Annotated in this window: 15 protein-coding genes; 3 read left to right on the plus strand and 12 right to left on the minus strand. The window is 32.5% G+C overall.

Features of this window, described 5'->3' with window-relative positions:
• Positions 1 to 62: 62 nt before the first annotated feature.
• From NK213_RS03495 to prfB, 3 genes are all read right to left on the minus strand, one after another.
• Positions 63 to 1,484 (minus strand): hypothetical protein, encoded by a 1,422-nt coding sequence (locus tag NK213_RS03495; protein WP_253346730.1) that lies wholly within the window; start codon positions 1,482 to 1,484, stop codon positions 63 to 65.
• A 554-nt stretch (positions 1,485 to 2,038) separates the two neighbouring features.
• The gene (gene gltX, locus NK213_RS03500; protein WP_253346731.1) at positions 2,039 to 3,553 is read right to left on the minus strand and encodes a glutamate--tRNA ligase; all 1,515 of its coding nucleotides are present in this window, start codon (positions 3,551 to 3,553) and stop codon (positions 2,039 to 2,041) included.
• A 15-nt stretch (positions 3,554 to 3,568) separates the two neighbouring features.
• Positions 3,569 to 4,673 (minus strand): peptide chain release factor 2 gene (gene prfB / locus NK213_RS03505; protein ID WP_253346732.1). Its coding sequence is split into 2 segments (ribosomal slippage): positions 3,569 to 4,600 and positions 4,602 to 4,673, totalling 1,104 coding nucleotides; the frame shifts between segments, so codons are not numbered across the junction.
• Positions 4,674 to 4,902: 229 nt separating this feature from the next.
• Between prfB and NK213_RS03510 the strand changes: the two genes are divergently transcribed.
• Positions 4,903 to 5,943, plus strand: coding sequence for a 2-hydroxyacid dehydrogenase (locus NK213_RS03510; protein WP_253346734.1), 1,041 nt, complete (start codon positions 4,903 to 4,905; stop codon positions 5,941 to 5,943).
• Positions 5,944 to 6,026: 83 nt separating this feature from the next.
• Here NK213_RS03510 and NK213_RS03515 read toward each other — a convergent pair whose 3' ends face one another.
• The 3 genes from NK213_RS03515 to NK213_RS03525 form a co-directional block, all read right to left on the minus strand.
• Positions 6,027 to 6,650 (minus strand): superoxide dismutase, encoded by a 624-nt coding sequence (locus NK213_RS03515; RefSeq protein WP_253346736.1) that lies wholly within the window; start codon positions 6,648 to 6,650, stop codon positions 6,027 to 6,029.
• 164 nt (positions 6,651 to 6,814) lie between these two features.
• A complete protein-coding gene (locus NK213_RS03520; protein WP_253346741.1) occupies positions 6,815 to 7,495 on the minus strand; it encodes a response regulator transcription factor in 681 nt (226 codons plus the stop codon).
• Positions 7,496 to 7,516: 21 nt separating this feature from the next.
• Positions 7,517 to 8,314 (minus strand): Mrp/NBP35 family ATP-binding protein, encoded by a 798-nt coding sequence (locus tag NK213_RS03525; protein ID WP_253346742.1) that lies wholly within the window; start codon positions 8,312 to 8,314, stop codon positions 7,517 to 7,519.
• 318 nt (positions 8,315 to 8,632) lie between these two features.
• Between NK213_RS03525 and NK213_RS03530 the strand changes: the two genes are divergently transcribed.
• Entirely contained in the window at positions 8,633 to 8,881 is a 249-nt protein-coding gene (locus tag NK213_RS03530) for a hypothetical protein (protein ID WP_253346744.1), read from the plus strand.
• 121 nt (positions 8,882 to 9,002) lie between these two features.
• Complete coding sequence (locus NK213_RS03535; RefSeq protein ID WP_253346745.1) at positions 9,003 to 10,421, plus strand: leucyl aminopeptidase; 1,419 nt, start codon at positions 9,003 to 9,005, stop codon at positions 10,419 to 10,421.
• A gap of 843 nt (positions 10,422 to 11,264) precedes the next feature.
• Here the strand turns inward: NK213_RS03535 and NK213_RS03540 are convergent.
• From NK213_RS03540 to NK213_RS03565, 6 genes are all read right to left on the minus strand, one after another.
• Positions 11,265 to 12,218, minus strand: a complete 954-nt coding sequence (locus tag NK213_RS03540; RefSeq protein ID WP_253346746.1) for a transketolase family protein — start codon at positions 12,216 to 12,218, stop codon at positions 11,265 to 11,267.
• The gene (locus NK213_RS03545; protein ID WP_253346747.1) at positions 12,218 to 13,051 is read right to left on the minus strand and encodes a transketolase; all 834 of its coding nucleotides are present in this window, start codon (positions 13,049 to 13,051) and stop codon (positions 12,218 to 12,220) included. Before NK213_RS03545 ends, NK213_RS03540 begins: the two co-directional genes overlap by 1 nt.
• A gap of 20 nt (positions 13,052 to 13,071) precedes the next feature.
• On the minus strand, positions 13,072 to 14,442 hold the full coding sequence (locus tag NK213_RS03550) for a PTS ascorbate transporter subunit IIC (protein WP_253346890.1): 1,371 nt from the start codon (positions 14,440 to 14,442) through the stop codon (positions 13,072 to 13,074).
• A 17-nt stretch (positions 14,443 to 14,459) separates the two neighbouring features.
• On the minus strand, positions 14,460 to 14,729 hold the full coding sequence (locus tag NK213_RS03555) for a PTS sugar transporter subunit IIB (protein ID WP_253346749.1): 270 nt from the start codon (positions 14,727 to 14,729) through the stop codon (positions 14,460 to 14,462).
• A 114-nt stretch (positions 14,730 to 14,843) separates the two neighbouring features.
• Positions 14,844 to 15,275, minus strand: a complete 432-nt coding sequence (locus NK213_RS03560) for a PTS sugar transporter subunit IIA (protein WP_253346751.1) — start codon at positions 15,273 to 15,275, stop codon at positions 14,844 to 14,846.
• A gap of 11 nt (positions 15,276 to 15,286) precedes the next feature.
• Positions 15,287 to 17,350: a transcription antiterminator gene (locus NK213_RS03565; RefSeq protein WP_253346753.1), complete on the minus strand. Its 2,064-nt coding sequence runs from the start codon at positions 17,348 to 17,350 to the stop codon at positions 15,287 to 15,289.
• Positions 17,351 to 17,600 lie beyond the last annotated feature (250 nt).

The following is a 17,600-nucleotide window of genomic DNA, read 5'->3' on the forward strand; positions in this document are numbered from 1 at the left end:
TGCTGTCTATTTTGTGATACTCATTTTTTTATTTAAAAATTCTTCTTTTTTTCCTTGACATTTTATAACTGGTCTATCAGATTATCTGTATCTGATCCGACAGCATTTCCAATAAGGGTTCCATAAGCTGCATTACCTACATTAATAACTCCGTTTGAACCATCTATGCTCACATCTGTCAGCGCATTATCACCGTTCCCAATTTCAAGTCCAATTGACCTTGTTGCGTTCAAATCAATATTTCCAATTTTTACATCTGCTACCGGAGATACACTACCACTATTTATAAGTAGTGCTGTTATTCTACTATAAGATGAACCAAATCCCAGAGGCATTTCTGTAGTAATTTTCCCTGAATTAATAAGCTCTCCCTTTATTAATGGCTTAGAATATATAGGGTCAAGCTGCATTCCGACTACTCTTCCTAAAGCTGTACTGGGATTCATGTTTAAAGTAATTTCTCCTTTATTTTCCAATGTTGCAGTTGGAAGACCCGAAGCTGTGGAGTTTATCAAATTTAATGACAGACCCACTAAAATTCCCCGTGATCCTGCACCTCTGCTTAATCCCAAAGTTCCCTCGTGTACAACACTGCTGTCTTGAGTGATATAATTTGGCATGTATGATAAAAAGGCAAATGTACTATTTTGTGTTGAATTTGCCCTTAAACTCCAGTCTCCCTTTATTGTGAAATCTCCATCTACTCCTATGTTTAAGACAGATATAGATGATCCTTGTCCGGTATGGCTTTCACTGGCATTAGTCACTCCTGTTAATCCTGTATTAGAATAATTCACTTGTCCAGTCATGGTTAAGCTGGTAGGACTGTCCCACTTAACTTCAGTACCACCCGCTGAATCTATATTTAAATTTTCAAACATTTTACTTCCGCTGGTATTGTATGCTATGATATTTGTTTCTTCACCTGTTTCTACAGAATTTTGCCCGGAATTTTTATTAGGTACTGCTGCACTCATCCCAGTGTTATTATAAACCGCCACTGATATAGGTACATAATCTACTGCTTCCGGCAAAATTACATTCACACTGGGGATAGATATATTTATCTCCGGCTCAAATGGTGAAGTCAAATCCAGACTTATATTTTCTCTAGCTAGTCCTCTTATGGGAATTACCATTCCTAAATTTATAGTTTTAGGATCCATCTCTGTGATTGTAGAAACAAATTCCTTACTTCCGCCTCTGTCTATATTATTATAAAATCCTGAGAAAAAAATCTGCCATTCTAAATATTCAGGCTTTACTACATAGTCACCCTGTAAATATAAATCTTTTAGTTCCTTATTTCTTTGTTTTAATATCTTCTCTATCAATTTGTAATTATCTCTGTTCGATTTCCCTGCTTGAAAATTTTTAACTATACCATTATATAGTTTTTCTGTCTTTCTTTCCGATGCTTCACCAGGTAATGCTGCCATTGCATTTAATGCAAATAGGGCAAACAATTTTTTATTCACTTTCATTCTTTCTCCTTCTTTCATTACCCATTAAAATAATATATTTCTAACATGCTCCTTTTAAAGAAATTTATTCAACGGAAATTTATTAAACAATTATACTAACTTATCATTTATCTGTCAATTATTATTTATATAATAATGCTAATCATTTATTTATTTATTTATTTATTTCTTTCGTCTTTGTTTTTTATTTGAATATATTAATTTTTTTCAAAGCATAATACACAAAAATTGTATTTTATGTTTTCATCATCAGAAAAATACTTTCTTACTTAGAATAGAACAATACAATTTTTTCTTTAAAGGTGTATTTTCCAAACATGTTTTTTACTATTCCTTATTTTAAAAATTACTGTATAAAAAATTTATTTTCATCACTAATTTAAATCAATCTAAATAATCAAAATACACTATAAAATAATTTTTTGAATAAAAATACGATATCTTCTCTTTCTTTTTTCTTATTATTTTCACTACTGCTTTCTAGATGTTGGCTCATTTGAAAATTAGTACTAAAAAAAGACTCTGCATAAAACAAAGTCTTCAATATTCTATTCTTATATATTGTATTTTTCTTTAGTTTTCTTTACTCTTTCAAGTGTTCTTTCTTTCCCGATAATTCCTATTACGGTATACAGATCAGCACCTCTTGCCTTTCCTGTAAGCACTGCTCTTATCGGCATTAATACAGCTGCAGGACCTTCGCCAAGTTCTTCCTGAAGCTCATTCAGTATCTTAATTGCTTCTTCTTCACTGATCTTTTCATTTAATGCACTGATTTTACTTACGAAAAGCTCTATTGCTTTCTTTCCTGTCTCAGTTTCCATTGATGAATAAAGTTTTTCCACTGATTTTCTTTCTTTTTTATTCTCAGCTTCTTCAGGATTAGGCAGCTCAAAATCATCTTCATAATAGATCACTGATTTTTCAGGAAGTTCTTTTAATGTCTGTGCAGACTCTCTCCCTATTTCCACTATTCTCATAAGTTTTGCGAATTCATCATCACTTAAATTCTCATCTTTATAATAACCGGTTTTCACAAAATAAGGCAGAGCAAGTGTCGTAAGCTCTTTCAGATCCTTAAGTTTCATATGCTGGTTATTTACCCACCCCAGCTTAACGAGGTCAAATACTGGTCCTCCAAGCGAGATTCTGTCAAAAGAAAAATTCTCGATCATTTCTTCAAGGCTGAATATCTCTCTGTCTCCTCCGAAACTCCATCCCATAAGAGCAAGAAAGTTCAGAAGTCCCTCTTTCAGATAACCCTCTTCTACATAGTAATTCAGAGAAACAGGATTTTTTCTTTTTGATATCTTTGATTTATCAGAATTTCTCAAAAGCGGCATATGGTACCACTTTGGTTCATCCCATCCAAAAGCTTTATACAGCTGTATATGCTTAGGAGTCGAAGCTATCCATTCTTCCGCTCTTATTACATGTGTTATCTCCATAAGATGGTCATCTACTATATTAGCAAGATGGTAAGTAGGAAATCCGTCAGATTTCAGTAAAACCTGATCATCTATTTTGCTGTTTTCAAAAACTATATCTCCTCTTAATTCGTCATGAACAATAGTATCACCTTCATAAGGCATTTTTAGTCTTATTACATAAGGAGCGTTTTCAGCGAGCTTCTGTTTCACTTCTTCATCTGTAAGGTTTCTGCAGTGTCTGTCATAGCCCGGCGCCTGCTTCATGGCTATTTGTCTTTCTCTCAGCTTGGCAAGTCTCTCAGGTGTACAGAAACAATAGTAAGCTTCACCATTTTCCACTAATTTTTCTGCATATTCCTTATATATATCAAATCTTTCAGACTGTCTGTACGGCCCTTTTGCGCCTCCTACGTCCGGTCCTTCGTCATAGTTAAGACCAAGCCAGTGCATAGCATCAAAAATCTGCTGTTCAGAGTCCTGTGAAAATCTTGTTCTGTCTGTATCTTCTATTCTTAATAAAAAATCCCCGTTATTCTTTTTAGCAAATGCATAATTAAAAAGCCCGATATATGCAGTTCCCACATGCGGATCTCCAGTTGGAGAAGGGGCTATTCTTACCCTTACTCTTTTACCTTCCATTTTTCCTCCTATTTATTAATCTGTATTCTTATACCATTTTAAATATTCATTTATAAAATTATCTATATTTCCGTCCATCACTTTGTCTACATTACCTTCTTCGGCTTTTGTCCTGTGATCTTTTACCATTTTATAAGGCTGGAATACATATGACCTTATCTGGCTTCCCCACTCTATCTTAGACTGCTGTCCCTGTATTTCCGATATCTCGTTTTCTCTTTTCTGCATTTCGATTTCCAGCAGTTTTGATTTCAGTATTTTCATGGCAGTTTCTCTGTTTTTCAGCTGTGATCTTTCTTTCTGACATGTTACCACTGTATTCGTAGGTATATGTGTAATTCTTACGGCTGAATCTGTGGTATTTACGTGCTGACCGCCCGCTCCGCTGGATCTGTAGGTATCTATTTTCAAATCATCAGGCTTAATAGCCAATTCTACGTCATCTTCCAGTTCAGGAAGTACATTCACCGCTGCAAAAGATGTATGTCTTTTTTTATTCGCATCAAAAGGTGAAATCCTTACAAGTCTGTGAACCCCTTTCTCGCCTTTCAGGTAACCATATACATATTCACCTGAAATACTAAGTGTCACACTTTTTATTCCTGCTTCATCGCCTGCAAGCGAGTCTAGTATTGATACACCAAATCCATGTATAGCTGCCCATCTGTCGTACATTCTGTAAAGCATCTCTGCCCAGTCACAGGCTTCTGTTCCTCCTGCTCCTGCATTTATTGTCAGTATGGCATTACAGCTGTCATACTTCTCATCAAGAAGTAATTTTATCTTAAAGCTTTCTACTTCATTTTCCAGATTTCCGACTTTTTCCCTAAGCTCTTCCTGAAACTCAGTCTCTCCGTTTTCCATGAATTCCAGTAAAACACTCGAATCTTCCAGAAGTGTATTTAATTTATTAAATTCATCCCTGTTTTTTTTCAGAATATTCAAATCTTTTATAATTCTCTGGCTTTCCTGCTGGTCATCCCAGAAATTTTCCCTAAGTGTCTGTTTTTCCAGCTCATCTATTTTTGTCTTTAAATTTTCCAGATCAAAGATGCCCCCTAATTTCTTCTATACTTTCAGCAAACCCTTCAATCTCTTTTTTGATTTCAAAAAGATCCATATTTTCTCCTCTAAAAATAAATTTCATTACTGCATATTATATCATAAATATCAGTCCTTTTCAAATATTTGACTATTTTCAGTGCTTTTTTTATCTGCGAATTTATTATAGATAATTTTCTTTATATAAGTTTGTACATAAAAATTCTCTTGACATCTTATACAAAAAATTATAGCATATTTATATAAACAAAATATTTTATAAACTAATTTTATATATGGAGGCTGAGATGAAAATAGCTTTATTTGATGTAAAACCGTATGACAAAGAATTTTTTGAAAAATGGAATAAAAAATATAACGCCAGTATTACATATTTTGAAGAAAGACTTTCTGTGAATAATGCTGTTCTTACGAAATATTATGATGTAGTCTGTGTTTTTGTCAATGATGATGTTAATGAAAAGGTTTTATCTATTCTTGCCAAAAACGGTATCAGACTTTTGGCATTAAGAAGTGCAGGTTATAATAATGTTGACTTTAAAGCTGCTAAAAAATACGGTGTAAAAGTGGTAAGGGTTCCTGCTTACTCTCCTTATGCAGTGGCAGAACACGCTCTCGCACTGATTATGACACTAAACAGAAAAATTCATAAAGCATACAGCAGAACCAGAGACGGGAACTTTACGCTGAACGGTCTTCTCGGAACTGATCTTCATGGTAAAACTGCGGGTATTATAGGTACAGGAAGGATTGCCAAAATATTAATCGGTATCTTAAAAGGACTCGGAATGAATGTTCTGGGTTATGATAAGTTCCCTGATGAAAAAGCTGCAAAAGAAATAGGGTATACCTATGTTACACTAGATGAATTATACAAAGAATCAGATATTATATCGCTTCATTGTCCGCTCACTCCGGAAACTATGTATCTTATTGATTATAACAGCATAAAGAAAATGAAAGACGGCGTTATGATTATTAATACAGGAAGAGGAAAACTCATTGATACAAGCATGCTTATCGAAGGACTTAAAGATAAGAAAATAGGTGCCGCAGGTCTTGATGTATATGAAGAGGAAGAATCATATTTCTTTGAAGATGATTCTGCTGATATTCTTCAGGATGATGTACTTGCAAGACTGCTTACATTTAATAATGTCATTGTTACATCCCATCAGGCATTCTTTACTAAAGAAGCTCTTGACGGAATAGTAGAAACTACCTTTAATAACATACTGGAATATCATAATAAACAGGAGCTTACAAATGAAGTATATTATGATGAAAAAGAGAACAGAATAGTAGAGGGGAATTTACAGAAACGTTAAGTCTTTATTTAAAATATAAAATTCAGATAACAATATAATTTTTTTCAAAACAAAAGAGCAGTTTCCTGCTCTTTTTATATTATTTATCCTATTGCTTCTTCATACTTCTTCGCTACTTCATTCCAGTCTACTACATCAAAGAATGCTTTTATGTAATCAGCTCTTACGTTTTTATACTTTAGGTAGTATGCATGTTCCCATACATCTAATGCAAGAATAGGCTGACCTTTATTTTCACATTTACACATAAAAGGGTTATCCTGATTAGGAGAAGATACTACTTTCAGGTGACCGTCTGCTGTTGCTACAAGCCATGCCCATCCTGAACCAAATCTTCCTGCTGCTTTAGCAGATATCTCTTCTTTTAATTTGTCAAAACTTCCAAAATCTGCTTTTATTTTTTCTGCAAGTTTACCAGTAGGTTCTCCGCCGCCATTTGGAGACAGAATTTCAAAATAAAGATTATGGTTATAATACCCTCCACCGTTATTTTGAACAGCTGTTCTTAGTTCTTCCGGAATAGCATCCAGATTACTTAAGATTTCTTCTATTGATTTCCCCTTTAGTTCAGGTAATTTTTCTATAGTATCATTTAGGTTCTTAGTGTATGTTGCGTGATGTTTTCCATAATGAGTCTCCATAGTAAGAGTATCTATATGCGGCTCCAAAGCATCAAAAGCGTATTTCAGTTTAATTTGTTCAAACATTTGAATCCCTCCTGTAATTTATTTTATTATACAAATTCTATCACTTTATTTTTAATTTTTCAAGATTTAATTTGAAAATTATTTTATTTGTAAATCAAACTATTTTTATTTTACACAAACAAAAAAAGCAGGGCTTGTTAAGCACCCTGCTTTTTCCGGCACGGTTACTCCTTTACTATGTAACCTACACCTCTTACAGTTTTTATTATTTTTTTGTCATATCCTTTGTCTATTTTTGATCTTAAGAAGTTAATATAAACATCAACTATGTTACTTTCTGTAATAAAGTCAATGTCCCAGATTTTTTCTGATATCATTGTTCTTGTAAGTACTCTGTTTTTGTTTTTCAAGAAGTATTCCAGAAGTAAGAACTCTTTATTAGTAAGTTCAATTTCTTTTCCTGCTCTTTTTACTTCTCTGTTAATAGGATTTAGTGTTAAATCATATGCTGATAAAACTTCCGATGAATCGTCATTTCCCTGTCTTGTAAGTGTTCTTACTATTGCTTTTACTTTAGCAGACAGCTCATCCAGTTTATAATCATTATAGATATAATCGTCTATTCCCTGTAGTAATGCTTCTGTTTTTGAGTATCTGTCATCTTTATCTATTGATAACAGAATATAGCTGTTTTTCTTGTTGTCTATAATTTCTTCGAGCTCTTTTGAAAAAGTATTCTTAAAAGATTTAATATCAAGCATTACTATATCTATTGTATCTGATTTTAATTCCTGCATCATTTTATTTTTGTCTTCTGCCAGTGAAACACTGAAACTCAACTCTTTCATCAGCTGACCTACTACAAGTCTGCTTTTTTCATTACTATTAAATATTAAAATTTTCATTTTGTTTCCTCCAAAAATATTTTATTTTACTTTATCTAAGATCTGATCAATGATTTTATTTAGCCGAATGCTTGCTTCTGATTCGTTCTGGATGTATGGTTTTCCACTGTCTCCAGCATAGGCAATATTTTTATCCATAGGTATGGAACCTAGAAAATTAGCTTTCAGTTCCTTTGCCATTTTTTCAGCTCCGCCTTTTTTAAATATATTGACTTCTTCTCCACATTCAGGACATATAAACCCACTCATATTCTCAATTATCCCAATTAATTCCATATTTACCAATCCTGAAAATTTCACTGATCTCCTAGAGTCTAATAACGCTACATCTTGAGGAGTTGTTACAACTATTGCCTTTGTCCCTACACCCACATTTTGTGCGATTGTTAGTGTTTCATCACCTGTACCTGGCGGCAAATCTACTATCAGATAATCTAATTTACCCCAAACTACATTTTCTAGTATTTCCATAATAGCGCCCATTTTTTGTGGTCCTCTCCAAATTACTGGATCCGTACTAGGAAGAAAAAAACTTAAGGATGTCGTACACAGATTCTCATTTATCTTGTATGGAACTGATAAATCGGTTAACTTTTCCCCTTCTACCCCTAACATAATAGGAATATTTGGCCCATGCAGATCTGCATCTAGAATCCCCACTTTATATCCTCGCATAGAAAGCCCATATGCTAAATTTACCGATAACGTGGATTTTCCAACTCCACCTTTGCCACTCATAATAACAACTTTGTTAGTAATATTACTCATATTCTCCTTGATTTTGGATTTTTGATTTTCCATATTGATATTACTATGCATGTGTGTTTTACCTCCCTTAAATCACGTAACCTGCCTTAACTCGGACACCACCTCTCCATTTTATTTTTCCTTAATTACATTTATTTGATATAATAATTAAGAGCTCTTGATTTTATTAGACAATATGTTATAATAAATTAAAAATTTAGTTTTTCATATTAATTATTACTAATATAATCAAGACATTTTACTAAGTTTTTAGCACTTTTGTCAAGCATATTTTAATTTTTTAGTAGAACTCATTCTAAATTTTTTAAACAACATCTTTTCAGACCAATAAAATTAGGTGTTCCCGCCAATATTAAAAGGAGGACTTTTATGTCAGAGTATTTAAGCGATAAACCAAAAAAATTAATCATAAAAGATAAAAATGGAAATATTAAAAACTATCAAGAATTTGAGCATAATGATAATGGTGATCCCACTTATTATAAAAAAGTTGAAAATGAAAGAACAACAGTAGAATTAATCTATGAATATGAATATGATGAAATTGGACGTAAAAAAGTAACAAAAATTGCTGATTTAATAACTGATAATATTACTGTAATGGAATATGAATATTAGTTCTGTTCTTATCCGCATTTTTAGATTAAACCCTTGATATTGATTGATTTTGTAGTTTAATCAGACAAAATATCAGTTATATCATAAAATTTATGTATTAATTAGAAAGAAGGTTGTAAATATGAATGTAAGCGTGATTAACAATTTTAAAGATAATTTTGATACTCTAATACTGCCGGTCAGTAAAAACCGTAAGATTAATTCCCAAAATAAGGAACTGGACAAGAAAATTAATAAATATATTGATCTTTATTCTTTTTCTTACTCTGATGATAAATTTCTTTCTTTTGATATAGAAGTCGATATGAAGCTAAAACAAGTTGTTTTAGTTAATACTGATCTTCTTGGTAATATTATAATCAGGGATGTATTATTTGATGTATTTAATAAAATTTCCGAAAAATCAAAAAATATACTTTTTATTAATTCTGATTTATTTTTTGATGAATATATTATAACAGAAATTTTCATATTAAGATACTATAAATTTATAAAATATATGAAAAATTCCAAAAAACATAAACATCATTTATTTATTTTGACCGATAAAGAAAATATCGATCTCTCTGAAGCTGTAGAATTGGCAAATTCTGTTAACACAGCCAGAGATTTGGTTAACGAACCTTCTAATGTACTTTATCCTGAAACTTTAGCCGAATCAGCCCTTTCACTTGGGGAAAAATACGGATTTGAAGTCGAAGTATTAAATAAGAAAGAGATTAAAAAGCTGAAAATGGAATGCTTTCTAAAAGTAGGCGAGGGTTCTGACAAAGAACCAAAGCTTATTATTCTGCGTTACTACGGCAACAAAAAAGATAAGAACAAAATCGGACTCATTGGTAAAGGTGTTACATTTGACAGCGGGGGTCTTTCAATAAAACCTTCAGACAGTATGATAGAAATGAAATCTGACATGGCTGGTGCCGCTGCTGTGATTTCAGCTGTCTGTACCGCTTCAAAAATGAAGATTAAGAAAAACATTGTTGCTGTAATACCTGCCTGTGAAAATATGATTAACGGTTCATCATATAAACTCGGTGATATAATCAGATCAATGAACGGTAAGACAGTAGAAATACATAATACTGATGCTGAAGGGCGTCTTACAATTATTGATGCTGTCACTTATGCGATTCGTTATGAAAAAGCAACACATCTGGTGGATATCGCAACACTGACAGGAGCCTGCATGGTTGGACTGGGCACTGATATTACAGGAATTGTTACTAATAACGGCAATATGCTGGAAATTCTAAAAAAAGCATCAGAAATTTCCGGGGAACTTATTTGGGAGCTGCCTAATCACAGTGCCTATAAAGAAAGTCTAAAAACTCCCAATGCAGATCTTAAGAATGTAGGAACCAGATGGGGAGGAGCTATTATAGCCGGTCAGTTCATAGAGGAATTCGTAGAAGAACTGCCATGGCTCCATCTTGACATTGCAGGTCCTGCCTTCACTGAAAGCAAGTCGAAGTTCGGCAGTGCGGGAGGAACAGGAGCTGGTACCAGATTATTATATGAATTTATAAAAAACTTTTAGCCGTAAATATAGAAGAGCTGTTTTATCATAACAGCTTTTTTTATTATGACAGAAAGTATACGGTTTCCTTATTGTTGAATAAGTAGTGACTTCTTTGATGAAATACCATTTTATAAACATTGCTTTGCTTTTCAGATATATCTCTTTTATTTTTATATTATTTTAAATTTTCTGATTTTTCATATTTTTTCTTTTATAAACTTACTTAATTAATTAATTAATGCAGCAATTAAAAAAACTTTTTTTTAAAAGATTTTCTCGTTTTTTTTCTGCTGAAAATAATCGTTAAAGCGAGTAAATTCCATATTATTTTTCATTATTCTTTTGCCCGACCCTTATTTTTCAGTAGTTTTCAGTAAATCATCAAAAAATTTTATTTTTTTTAAACTCTAAATGCATTATAAAAATTGATACTTTCTCTAAAAATTAAATCATTTATTATTTAAAAATATTTGTTGACATATTTTATATAAGATAATCTTTTGACTCTAAATTTTGGTATTATTCTTATAAATTTTCCAATAAAATGAAATAAATTGAAATATGTGAAAAGCATTGAAATTTGTTCAAATAAATAACCGGTTAGTAAATGAATATGTAGACCTTCTCTATTTATAAATTATTATATCACATTTTATAGTAATAGTGAAAGAAAATAATTCTTATTTATTTATTAACAAACCTAAGATACTTCTAATATAAATGCAAGACATAGAAAAAAACACTCTTTATTTTAAAATGAACATACTAATTTATATACAAGTTTTTTACGATTATTTTACACAAAAAAACAAGCAGGGTTAATTGTCTGCTTGTTTTAAATTTCGCAAATTCCATTAATGATTACAATAATTCAATTGCATTTTTATATATGTCTTCAGCTGTGATTTCGTATTCTTTCATTAAGTAATCCAGTGTTCCTACCTGTCCATATCTTTCTTTTATTCCTACTCTTCTCATTTTAGCAGGATGATTTTCTGCGAGAACCTCAGCTACAGCTGATCCTAAACCGTTATGTATGCTGTGGTTTTCACATGTTACTATTTTCCCTGTTTTTTCTGCATATTTTACTATAAGGTCTTTATCTATAGGCTTTAGTGTAAACATATCTATTACTGCTGCGCTATATCCGTCTTTTGCCAGCATATCTGCTGCTTTAAGCGCTTCAGACACCATAATACCGTTTGCTATAAGAGTCACATCACTTCCGTCTCTTATTACATTTCCTTTTCCTATTTCGAATACAGAACCATCTTCATATATTTTTTCCGCATTTTTTCTCATAGTTCTTATCCAATGAAACCCTTCTGTTTCGGCCACCTGTTCTAATATATTTTTGAACATTACACCATCAGTCACCTCAAGAACAACTGCCCCTGCAAGCCCTCTGACAATCCCCATATCTTCAAAAGACATATGAGTTCCGCCGTTATGCACTGCTGTTACTCCAGCATCAGAAGCTATTATTTTTACATTATTCTTTTGATATGATATTGACATAAACAGCTGATCAAAACATCTTCTGCTGGCAAACGCTGTAAATGTGTGAAAAAATGGTATTTTACCGGCAATAGACATTCCTCCTGCCATACCTGCTATATGTGCTTCCATTATTCCGCCGTTTATTACTCTTCCCGGAAGTTCTTTCTGGATGCTGTCTGTAGTCATCGAACTCATAAGGTCGGCTTCAAGAACTACTATTCTTTCATCTTTTTTCATAAGTTCCAGTAAAGTGGAAGAATATACTTTTCTCATTTCCATATCATCTTTTTTTCTTTCACTGTATACTTTATACATTATTCCACCTCCCCTTCCAATTTCACAATGGCTTTTTCTATTTCTGCCTTTATTTCATCAGTAAGTCTCAAATGATGCGAATTTTTAAGATTTTCTATATATTCTACACCCTGACCTTTTTTTGTATTAAGAATTATTGCAAGAGGTCTTTCATTTTCTCCTCTTTTATTTTTTACAAGGTTATATATTCCTTCTATATCGTCGCCTTTTACTTCCACGCTGTCAAATCCAAAGGCTTTGAATTTTTCGGTTAAAGAAAATGGTTTTATAATCTCTTCAAGGGTTCCGTCCAGCTGAAGCTTGTTATAATCCACAAACACAGTAAGGTTGTTCAAATTATGATGTGCTATAAACTGAAACGCTTCCCAGCATTGACCTTCATTTAATTCACCATCTCCAAGTATAGTAAATACACGGTTATCTTTTCCGGAAATTTTTTCTGCCATTGCTATTCCTGTAGCTAATGAGACTCCCTGACCCAGTGAACCGGTTGTAGCATCTACTCCTTTAGTCAAAAGTCTGTCAGGATGACTTGGAAGATGAGTGCCGTTTATATTCAGAGTCATTAATTCCTCTCTGGGAAAGTATCCTTTTATAGCAAGAGCTGCGTATAAAGCAGGCCCCGCATGTCCTTTTGACAATACCATATAATCTCTTTCGTCCCAGTCCGGATTTTTAGGATCTATTTTCATTACACCGCCATATAATACTGCAAGAGTTTCCACTACCGAAAGACTTCCCCCAAAATGACCAAACCCCAGATTTGCCAGCATTTTTAACATGGATATTCTTATATCTTTTGCCAGTTTTTTTATTTCATTATAGTTTTCCATTTATTCCTCCTGTATTTTGTTTATTTTGCTGCATCTGTTTCAGGCATTTTTTTCTTAGGCATCATGTAGTTTAATGCTACAAGTATTGCCAATATAGCTACAGCTATTATTGTTATCACGTTTTTATCCATGAATCTTGCCATATTTCCTAAAACTATACCTACCAGTCCGAAATCAGCATCTGAGAATGTAGTATTCGCGAATCCCAGAGATCCTAAAACCGGCAGAAGCATTACAGGTAAGAACGTAATTAACAGTCCGTTTGCAAATGCCCCAAGCATTGATCCTCTTCTTCCTCCTGTAGCATTACCGAATACGCCTGCTGTTGCTCCGCAGAAGAAGTGAGGAATTACTCCCGGAAGTATTAACACCATATTTAATTGTCCAAGTACTATAAGTCCTACTATTCCACCCAAAAAGCTAAATAAGAATCCTACAAGAACTGCATTTGGCGCATATGGGAATACTACCGGACAGTCTAATGCAGGTTTTGCAGACGGTACCATTTTTTCAGAGAATCCTTTAAATGCAGGTATTATTTCTCCAAGAATTAATCTAACTCCTGATAATATGATAAATACCCCTGCTGCAAATGTAATTGCCTGAATAATAGAATACACAAGATAGTTATCTCCGCCGCTTAAATTAGTCTCTACGAATTCTCTTCCTGATAATACTGCCAAGATCAGATAAATAACCATCATAGTAAGTGATATTGAGATTGAACTGTCTCTCAAAAAGCTGAGATTTTTTGGAAGATTCATATCTTCTGTTGATTTTGAACCTTTTCCTACAGCTTCACCCACGAATCCGGAAAGAACGTAACCAAGTGTTCCGAAATGTCCGAAAGCTATATCGTCATTACCTGTAATTCTTCTCATGTGTCTTTGTGCCATTGCAGGGAATAATGCCATTATAAGTCCTAAAATTATTGATCCTACCAATACCAGCTGAACACCGTCAAATTCCGCCACACGAAGAATTATTGCTATCATACATGCCATATATAATGTGTGGTGTCCTGTAAGGAAAATATATTTCAGTCTTGTGAATCTTGCTATAAATATATTAAATATCATTCCGAATGCCATAATATAAGCTGTCATTGCACCGTATTCACCAAGTGCTATAGATACAATTGCCTCGTTATTCGGGATAATTCCCTGTATATGAAAAGCCTGCTCAAACATTTGTCCCAACGGATCCAGAGAGCCTACCAATACTCCGGCTCCTCCGCTCAGTACTAAGAATCCCAATATTGTTTTTATTGTTCCTTTTACCACATCAGTGAGCGGTTTTTTTTGTGCCACCAGACCAATTAACGCCATTAGTCCTACCAAAACTGATGGTACTTTTAATATGTCGAATACGAACATAAGTAATCCATTCATCATTAAACCTCCTAAAATTATTTTCCAAAATATTTGCTTAATTTTTCTTCCAGTTCATTCATGTCAATAATATTATCCAATACTACTAACTTATCTTCCGGAACACTCGCACTTGCTGCAATATCTTTTCCCATTACGAATAAATCTGCCGCATCAGGTGTAGCACTTGATAAATCTGAATGTTCCACTTCTGCATCTACTCCTATTTTCTGTATTACTTTTTTTATGTTCATCTCCACAAGGAAGCTGCTTCCCAGTCCTGAACCGCATACTGCCATAATTTTCATAATTTTTCCTCCTGATATTTTAATTAAAATAAAATTTTGTGATCACGCTGATCAATTGAAGTATTCCTGTCTTTGCCATATTTTCATTTCTTGAAATATGAATAAGATAAGGAATTAATATTTATTTATTATATTTGTTACTTCCTCCATTGTTTTGGCATTCATTAATGCCTCTACTTCATCATCATCCTGCAGAAGCTCTGAAAAACCTGTTAATGCTTCTATATGTTTCTCGCTGTCTTCTGCTGCGAGTATAAAAATCAATTTCACTTTATTGTCCCCGTAATTCACGGGATTTTCCAGCTTCAAAAGTGACATTGATGTTCTAGATACTCCGTTTTCGGGTCTTGAGTGCGGCATTGCCACCCCTTCCCTCAGCACTATATAGAATCCCAGTCTCTTTATATCGTTTGTCATTGAATTTACATAGTCTTCAGATATAAATCCTTTTTCCAGCAATGGTTTCGCTGCTATTCTTACTGACTCTTCCCAGTCTGAAGCGCTTTCCGTCAAATTTATATTTCCGTTTAAAAATTCTTTTAGCATATTGATGCCCCCTAAACTTTTGTTTTTAAAAAATAATCTATTACTTCATTTTTATCTTTTGCTCTAAGCAGCTCCCCTTTTAAGTTACACTTTGTTATAAGATCAAATAAATCATTAAGGATAGTAAGATGTGATTTATTTTCATTACTTGCAAATGATATAAAAATATTAGCTGACTTTTTATCAGGGAATAAAACAGGTTTCTTTACTACCAGCACTCCTACGCCCAGTTTCAGTACGTTATGGCTGATCCCCGCATGCGGAAGTGCTATTCCGTCGTCAATAACTATATATGAACCGTATTTTTTTACCAGATTTATCATTTCATCTATATACTCTTCTTTCACATACATATTGTCCACCAGAAGATTTCCCGATATTCTTATTGCTTCTTCCCAGCTTTCCACTTCATCCAGTACCGTTACACTTTTTTCATTTATAAATTCTTTTATATGTGTGGTTTTATAGTCTACATCATCTATTATCCTGTTTTTAAACTCCTGCTTTATTTCATTAATAAGAATTTCCTCATTGATAATCTTTGTATTTTTCTTTATTATTTTCAAAATTTTTGACAGAAAAATTTTATTATCATTTTTTGGTATATTATATTTTGCCATTTCAAGATAATCTTCCTGTTTTAACATTGGATTTATTTTTACCACCGGAATTTCATATTTCTCGTTTATATCAAGCGTAGTCAGTATTAAATCTATATTTTTATAATTTTTCAGTGCATCTTTCAGCAGGTAATAAGGAAGTACATCCACTATATCTACATTATAGTTTTCCTTTATACTCTGTTCCAGAAGTCTTGAACTCCCGTAACCAAGACCGCATACTAAAAGAATTCTTTTCAGATTCTGATGTGTATTTCTGTCTATTGATGCCTTAAAATGAAAGGCAAGAAGAGCCTGCTCCTCTTCGGGAAATTCTATTCCAAACATTTTTTCAATATCTTTGATTATTATCTTCACTATTTCCAAAACGGGGTCTTTACTTATTATCAATTCCTTGAAAACAGGGTTTGTTACCCTTACATTATTTCTGATTCTGTATATTACCGGCTTCATGTGGTATATGAGACAGTCTATTAATATTTCGTCATTCGTAATATCCAACTCAATATATTTATTAAATTCATTTACCATCTTTTTTATAAATACTTCTTCATGAATCCAGTTTTCCAGATTATTGCTGTTATATTCATTTGTAGTTATCCCCAGAATAAAATCCGCAAGTTCCAGAATTCTTTCTTTTGGAATTTCTGTATTTTTCAAATCTTTTATTTTTTTTATCTCTTTTTCTATAATAAGAAATTCTTTCGTTTCTAAAAGGAAACTCTTGTTACTGCTCCTTGTGTATAATGACTGAATGTTTTTATGATTATCTATTAGTATTATCAGATATGCATAAATAACATAAAATATTTCATCACTGATATTTATACTAAGGTTTTTCTGGATATTTAATATAAATTCCTTGATGCTTTTTTTCTCTTTTATGTTGAAAAGACTGTCACACAGCTCTGACATGGTTTTTTTGTAAGAACTCTCTTTATCCTTTGTGTTTATGAGAATAAGATTATCTTTCAAAAGACCTATCTTATATAATTCCAGCTTGTATGCCTCTCCTTCAATCCTGTATCCGTCGTTATTTTTGTAGGTTACATCGAAACCTTCCCTTATCATCTCCTTTTTCAAAATTTTCATATCTTTTTTTATTGTAGTTCTTGATACTCTTAATTTTTCAGAACTTTTGGTAAGATTCAAACCGGTTTTATCAAAGCATAATATGAACTTCAATATTTCCAGCCGTTCTTCCTGCGAAAAAATTTCAATATCATTCAATATTGTATAAATATTTGATATATCCTGTGTATTATCAAAATACAGATTCTTTCCTGATTTTTTTATAGGACTGATATGTAATACTTCCAGAAAATAATTTATATTATCAATGTTATATCTGGCTGCCCTCTCAGAAATACCGTATTTATTACATATTTCTTCATAAGTGAATTCTTTGTTCTTAACAAAAAAATCCAATAGTTCCTGTTCTCTGTGATTTAACATGTTTATCACCCTATTATAAAATACCACAAATTTTGCAGCTTTCAATATAAACTTCCTTTCTCACATTTATGACGAAAAATTACCAGTGTATAAAATATAGATAAATCTTAGCTTTTAGAATTTTTCATCCTTTTAATAAAAATAAAATTTTACATTGTATTTTTTTATTTATAAAAATATTTTGAAATTTATTCTCTTTTTATACCTCACCTTTTTGAATAAAAAACATCCTGAAATTATATAGATTTTC

Origin of the sequence: Sebaldella sp. S0638 (genome assembly GCF_024158605.1) — a bacterium.
In the GTDB taxonomy this organism is placed as follows: Bacteria; Fusobacteriota; Fusobacteriia; order Fusobacteriales; family Leptotrichiaceae; genus Sebaldella.

Coding starts and splice junctions, on each gene's coding strand:
- NK213_RS03495 (WP_253346730.1), bottom strand. CDS start 1,484: ATGAAAGTGAATAAAAAATTGTTTGCCCTATTTGCATTAAATGCAATG.
- gltX (WP_253346731.1), bottom strand. CDS start 3,553: ATGGAAGGTAAAAGAGTAAGGGTAAGAATAGCCCCTTCTCCAACTGGA.
- NK213_RS03510 (WP_253346734.1), top strand. CDS start 4,903: ATGAAAATAGCTTTATTTGATGTAAAACCGTATGACAAAGAATTTTTT.
- NK213_RS03515 (WP_253346736.1), bottom strand. CDS start 6,650: ATGTTTGAACAAATTAAACTGAAATACGCTTTTGATGCTTTGGAGCCG.
- NK213_RS03520 (WP_253346741.1), bottom strand. CDS start 7,495: ATGAAAATTTTAATATTTAATAGTAATGAAAAAAGCAGACTTGTAGTA.
- NK213_RS03525 (WP_253346742.1), bottom strand. CDS start 8,314: ATGCATAGTAATATCAATATGGAAAATCAAAAATCCAAAATCAAGGAG.
- NK213_RS03530 (WP_253346744.1), top strand. CDS start 8,633: ATGTCAGAGTATTTAAGCGATAAACCAAAAAAATTAATCATAAAAGAT.
- NK213_RS03535 (WP_253346745.1), top strand. CDS start 9,003: ATGAATGTAAGCGTGATTAACAATTTTAAAGATAATTTTGATACTCTA.
- NK213_RS03540 (WP_253346746.1), bottom strand. CDS start 12,218: ATGTATAAAGTATACAGTGAAAGAAAAAAAGATGATATGGAAATGAGA.
- NK213_RS03545 (WP_253346747.1), bottom strand. CDS start 13,051: ATGGAAAACTATAATGAAATAAAAAAACTGGCAAAAGATATAAGAATA.
- NK213_RS03550 (WP_253346890.1), bottom strand. CDS start 14,442: ATGAATGGATTACTTATGTTCGTATTCGACATATTAAAAGTACCATCA.
- NK213_RS03555 (WP_253346749.1), bottom strand. CDS start 14,729: ATGAAAATTATGGCAGTATGCGGTTCAGGACTGGGAAGCAGCTTCCTT.
- NK213_RS03560 (WP_253346751.1), bottom strand. CDS start 15,275: ATGCTAAAAGAATTTTTAAACGGAAATATAAATTTGACGGAAAGCGCT.
- NK213_RS03565 (WP_253346753.1), bottom strand. CDS start 17,350: ATGTTAAATCACAGAGAACAGGAACTATTGGATTTTTTTGTTAAGAAC.